Genomic DNA, 605 nt, shown 5'->3' with positions numbered 1-605 from the left:
CGATCTGGCGGCAGATGACCAAGTTCTGGGGCACCCTTTTCGGGATCAACTTTGTCCTCGGCGTGGCCACCGGAATCACCATGGAATTCCAGTTTGGCATGAACTGGAGCTACTATAGCCACTATGTCGGTGACATCTTTGGTGCCCCGCTGGCGATCGAAGGGCTGATGGCCTTCTTCCTCGAGGCGACCTTTGTCGGATTGTTCTTCTTTGGCTGGGACAAGCTGAGCCGTGTGCAACACCTTGTCGTTGCATGGCTCGTCGCCCTTGGGTCGAACTTTTCGGCCCTTTGGATTTTGATCGCAAACGGTTGGATGCAGAACCCGGTCGGCGCCGAATTCAATCCCGATACGATGCGCATGGAGATGACCTCGTTCTTCGACGTGCTCTTCAACGAGGTGGCACAAGCAAAATTCGTTCATACGGTTTCTGCGGGATATGTAACGGCGTCGGTTTTTGTACTGGGAGTTTCGGCGTGGTACCTGCTGAAAAACCGCCATGTCGAACTGGCGCGCCGCTCAATCACGGTGGCTGCGTCTTTTGGCCTTGCTGCGGCGCTGTCAGTGGTCGTGCTGGGGGACGAGTCCGGATACTCGGCCAGCCAC

The 605-nt window shown here is 56.5% G+C and carries 1 protein-coding gene; it reads left to right on the top strand.

Going from position 1 to position 605, the window contains the following annotated elements; translation table 11 throughout:
* The coding region (locus ACRZ95_RS23170; protein ID WP_480555749.1) for a cytochrome ubiquinol oxidase subunit I at window positions 1-605 on the top strand (605 nt) is incomplete at both ends.

It is taken from the genome of Ruegeria sp. AI3 (assembly GCF_056541245.1).
This window is presented reverse-complemented; position numbering and strand designations above follow the sequence as displayed.